Annotated in this window: 3 protein-coding genes; all 3 read right to left on the bottom strand. The window is 58.0% G+C overall.

The features are described 5' to 3' along the window. Positions 1-1,013: 1,013 nt before the first annotated feature. Positions 1,014-1,871: a polysaccharide biosynthesis/export family protein gene (locus tag VNM72_15840; protein HXF06864.1), complete on the bottom strand. Its 858-nt coding sequence runs from the start codon at positions 1,869-1,871 to the stop codon at positions 1,014-1,016. Between the two features lie 78 nt (positions 1,872-1,949). Then, a complete protein-coding gene (locus tag VNM72_15835; protein ID HXF06863.1) occupies positions 1,950-3,230 on the bottom strand; it encodes a hypothetical protein in 1,281 nt (426 codons plus the stop codon). A 197-nt stretch (positions 3,231-3,427) separates the two neighbouring features. Continuing rightward, entirely contained in the window at positions 3,428-4,675 is a 1,248-nt protein-coding gene (locus tag VNM72_15830; protein HXF06862.1) for an MraY family glycosyltransferase, read from the bottom strand. Positions 4,676-5,008: the final 333 nt, after the last annotated feature.

The raw sequence follows: 5,008 nt of genomic DNA, 5'->3' as shown, positions 1-5,008 counted from the left end.
CCGCCATTGTTCGTCCGAAAAAAAGCGCAACGTCCTCTTCCCGGAATCGCAGAAGGCGCGGGTAACAAACCGAGCGTCTCCTGGCCAGGCGACGCAAGACCACGTCGGAAATTCGTGACACACCCCGAGTAAGGAAAAGTTTTCTCGCGGCCATATCCTTCCTCCCCCCTTCACGGACTGGAGTTATGAGACTTACTCTCCCTCACCCGGTCATGGCTTGGATTCAATGGAAGCTCTTCGGCTTCCTCGCCCGCAAGGAAGGATTACGGGAGACCCGACGGCATCCGGTCCATAACTTGCGCAAACCACAAAAACGGCCACGAAGAAACCAGAAGCCCCCGTACTCTCTGGCGAGAGTTTGAAAATGTCGTTGGGGGAAATTCGACGGGGGCTTCCCGCCACGAGCGCCGGAGAGGGACAAGCGCTCATGACGGAGACGATCCGATCAGCGGGAGTCGGATCGTCCTTCGCTTGCTCAAGAAGCGAATGCTCGGCCGCATAAGGTGTCTCCGTGTGCCTGATTTCATGCCCTTCTATTAGCAAACGATGTGCCACACCGAGACATCACTGCTCAAAAGAGGGGCCGAATGGGATCATCTCATGCCTCATCAATAAGTAATGGTCAGCACGATGAGTGCCGTCTTTCCTCACTTCTGCTGTCGCATTGCTTGCGACAAAGAGGTTCATCTCTGACCCAGCCTAAGCGAGGATGGCCCCTTTCGGAAGTCGTCGCGCTAACTCGCGGTCACCTCAGCAACCTTCGGGAAAAGAAGGGAATAGACCCCTTCGTCATGCCGTCAGTTGAGCTTCCGACCTACATGCCTCACCCCTATATACCCCTCCAGGCAAACAAAATCTGTCGCAAGCCATGCGACAGGGCCTGGTAGACCTTTCCTCCGCTCGGATCCTGCCATCCGCAGGCGCGGCGCCAATGTCCCCTGTCATGAGGAGTGACTTACGTCCCCCCAACAAACAGGAGCCTTACTGCCCTTCCTTGTGCCTGGTCAACAGGATTAGAAGAAGCGACGGTGAACGTAGATGAGGTCGCCGGGCTGAAGTTCAATATCCGGGCTCTCGCCGCGTAGAATCTTATCGAAGTCAGCGCGAAGGACGGTGACGGTCCCATCGGGGGCTTTTCGCTTGATTTCAATCTTGCTGCGTTTGGCGAACTCGGTTGGGCCGCCCGCCTGAATGATGGCTTGAGACAGCGTCAAGCCCGGAGTATATTCCTGAGCCGTCGGCTGGCGCACTTCGCCGGTAATGAAAACGCGCTCAACGAGGGTCTCGACTTCGATGATATCGCCATGTTGAACCATGACCGAGTACTTCTCTGGCGCGTTCAGGTTGACGGTGATTGTTGACGGCTGACCTGTGTCACCCCCCAAACGAGTAATCGTCACCCGACGAACCGATGGCCGCACGCCCGCCTGAGCCAGAATTTCAATCAAGGGGACCTGCTCGCGCTTGAGCACGATCTGACCGCCGCCCGTTTCGCCGAGAAGGTAAACGTAGTGACTCTTGTACTCTTTGACGGCGACGATGACCTCAGGGTTCTCGAAGTATCCGTTCTTGAGCAGGCGCTTCAGTTCTTCTTCGATTTCGCTCGTCGTCTTCCCGGCCACGTGAACGTTGCCGATGTAGGGGAAAAAGATGTACCCGCCGGGAGACACGCGGTAGTCAGGTTGGGCTTCGGGATCGTTGAGGAGCCGGATCTCCAGGGCATCTTCAGGCCCGACGCGATAGATGCGCGTCAGCGCAGGCGCAGGTTGGGACCTGGTCTCGCTCGCCGAGGAGGCCTGTTGCTGAGCAATGCTTTCGGTGACCAGAGGACGCGCACCCCCTGCAGGGAGAATGAGTGCGGCTGCCCACATACACCATACGGTCAGGCCTCGCTTAAGGATGCGGCGTTGCCGATTTTCGTTGGACTTTTGCCGGCGAATCACCATCTCTTAAAACCTTCGGGTACTGATTCGTGTTGGAATCGTCCGTCCAAGCGAGAGACCGATTATAAACCGACTGCGTTCGAACGAGAAAGGGGAAACGCTTGATCCGCGACGGTGGAAAACGTAACCGAATTGGACGGCGGTCAGATCAATGAGCCGGAGGCGGACCTCAACACGGCCTCCCACGATCGAGTCGCTGCGGCGCACTCCGGCAAAGCGTCCGAGAGACGAGCCACCGAAGCTGCTACGCTCGCTCAGGGGAACGGGGAAAGAAAGGCGCTGAAAGTCTGCACCGGCGCCCCAGCTCAGTCGCGGGCCCAGGCGATGCGTCAAATGAGCCTCCACGCCCGAGCTGATGGCAAAGCTATTTCCCTCTTCGGGATTGAATGCCGAGAGGACCGACGTGTGCAATCCGCTCAGGCTGAGGTCCATTGCCGGTCCCAATCGCTTCTCCAGCGAGAAGCTCATCTGAGCACCGGAGAAACTCCGCACGGCGTGGGGAAACTTTTGATGACGCCAGGCGAGCGAGATCTGACCGGTTAAAGTGGGAGTGAACTGACTGAGGACCGTCACCGTCGGTTGCCACAACCGGTAATCGTTCAGTTGGGGATCACGTGCATTGTCCGCTCGCAGCGATCCATTGGTGCCGACCTCCAATCCGAGCGTTCCCGTATGACGGCGACTCAGCCGGCGCATGTAACTGATATTCGCGCGCAGCGTCGTGTGATCAAAAAAGAGATCGGTCGCTTCCGGTCGTCCGCGAAACTGCACTTTGTTGACGCCGATCTGGGTTGTCAGTGTGCTCCGGGGAGAGAGAAGATAGGTTGCCAGGAGAGCAACATCCGTTCTCCAGAAGGGTTTCGCGCTGAAGAAGACCTCGCGGCCTGGATCAAACTCGAGCGTATCGAAAACCGATCGTGCCCCATGGGCTCGAAACGAGAGAGTGAGTGCAGGTGTGACCTTCGTCGTGACGTCGAGATTCACCCGGTGAGCCACATTCGATCCCGGCAACCCGGCAACGTTCAACAGCCGGAGGAGGGGGGCATAGGTCAGGCGAAGACCACTCCGCATGACCGGGACCTCGAGGTCCAGACCGGGGGAGATCGTGAACACGCCGTTTCGTGCGCCGCGCGTCTCGGCGAGGGTGAGAAAATTGGAATCCCCTTCCAGTCCCACGTCGAGCGTCGGTCGCACTAGAGCGCGCCCCAGTACGATTCCCCCCCGCAGATAATCCCGCGCAATCGAGCTTCCCGGATCAAAGACGGTCACGTCGCTTCCCGGAGCCATGACCGGAGGAACCGATGGTCCCGACGCGGACTCAGCGGGAGGGGAGGGCGCTTTTGCTGTCGTCGGGCTCGACGGCTTTTGGCGAGGAGACGGTTTCTGCGGGTTTGTTTGTGCTGACAGCGTGTGAGCAAAACAGATACTCACTCCGAGCATCCACAGCAGCAAAGAAGGACGACGGATCGTCACAGGAGCACCTCTCACGGTGTCCCCGGAGCATTCGAGGGGAAGTGGGGAGCTTCTTGAGCGTCGCTCTCGACTTTCGGGCGAGAGGGCACTGCTTCGGCGGAGGATCTCGCACCAACCGAATCTTCTGCAAAGGCGCGAATCTGCACGTAATAGGTGCGACGCGGAACGATCATCAGGATGGTCGTGAGCACGACGATGCCAATGGACTGCACCAGAGCCATCACGGTCGCGCCCACCGTCGCTTGACGCAAAAAGATGGCGCTCGCTCCCAGGCAAAAGGTCAGAAGGTAAATCGCCAGAACGGCCTGACGTTCAGTCATGCCCAACTCGACGAGGCGATGGGAAAGGTGACTTTTGTCGCCCCGAAAAATCGGTCGCCCCTCGCGCAATCGAATGAGGATCACCGACGCCGTATCGTACAGCGGCAGCCCCAAAACGATGACCGGCATGAAGGGACTGAAAAGGTTGTTGGGAATCGCCCCTTCCGGCGCCACATACGAAGCGAGGACTGTTACCACACCCATGAAGTACCCGATGAGTAAACTCCCGGCGTCGCCAAGGAAGATTTGCGAGGGCGGGAAATTATAAATCAGAAAACCCGCCAACGCGCCGATGAAGGCTGCCAGCAGCAGGCTGATGTACACCTCCTGAAGCGAGCCGGCGATGAGCAGCAACAGCAGAGCGCAAACAATAGCCACACCCGTCGTCAGCCCATCCATGTTATCGAGCAGGTTGAAGGAATTGGTGATGCCGACGATCCACACGAATGTTATGACCGGTGCAACCGCGAGACTGAACCCAAAGAGTGAAATCTCTACCCCCGACAGTACCACAATCAGCGCTGCCAGAGCCTGTCCCGCGAGCTTGGCCCAGATGGGGAAGCGGTCCCCCAGGACATCATCCAGAATCCCGACGACAACGATGACCATCGAACCGGCGAACACGGCCAGAAGAACGGGATAGACCATGGAGACCGTCTCGAACTTCGCCAGCACAGGACCAAAAAAGTTCACCATCACGGGATTCTCTCGCACTTCTGGAAGGAAATAGAGGGAGCCCCCCACCACAACCAGCAACGATGCATATACGGCGCAGCCGCCGAGCAAGGGCTTGGGCGTTCGATGAATCTTACGTTCCCCGGGGTAATCCAGAACGCCCAGTTTTTCCGCCACGGCCTTGGCCAGCGGGACGAGGACGAGCGAGACCATCAGGGCAATCACCCCCACGCTCAAACACGCCAGATATTCTTGCTCGGTCATTGCTGCTCGTCCCCCCTTCAAGCGCCCTTCAGGACAACTCGGCTGCACTAAGGTCCGCTCGTGATACGACGACGCATGAAATATGCGTTCTTATTGAGTTTCGCCCGCACAATCTAAATTCACGAAAACCATCGGGCGATGCCCCCTCGTCCCAAAGAGCGGCCAACACGAGACCCTGGCCTTTGACTGGGAAATAACTTCACCGGCACCCTCCACGTCGTGAACTGCGGAGGCCAAGCCCGCATTCCGCCAGCTTCCGTTTCCAAGTCATAAGGCGCAAGATATATGAGAGTTGAGATTTCGGAGCAGAAATACCGCCACTCTTAGGACTAT

Source organism: Blastocatellia bacterium, assembly GCA_035573895.1.
Classification (GTDB): domain Bacteria; phylum Acidobacteriota; class Blastocatellia; order HR10; family HR10; genus DATLZR01.
Note: the sequence above shows the minus strand (reverse complement) of the source record. Positions and strands in the feature narration are given on the sequence as shown.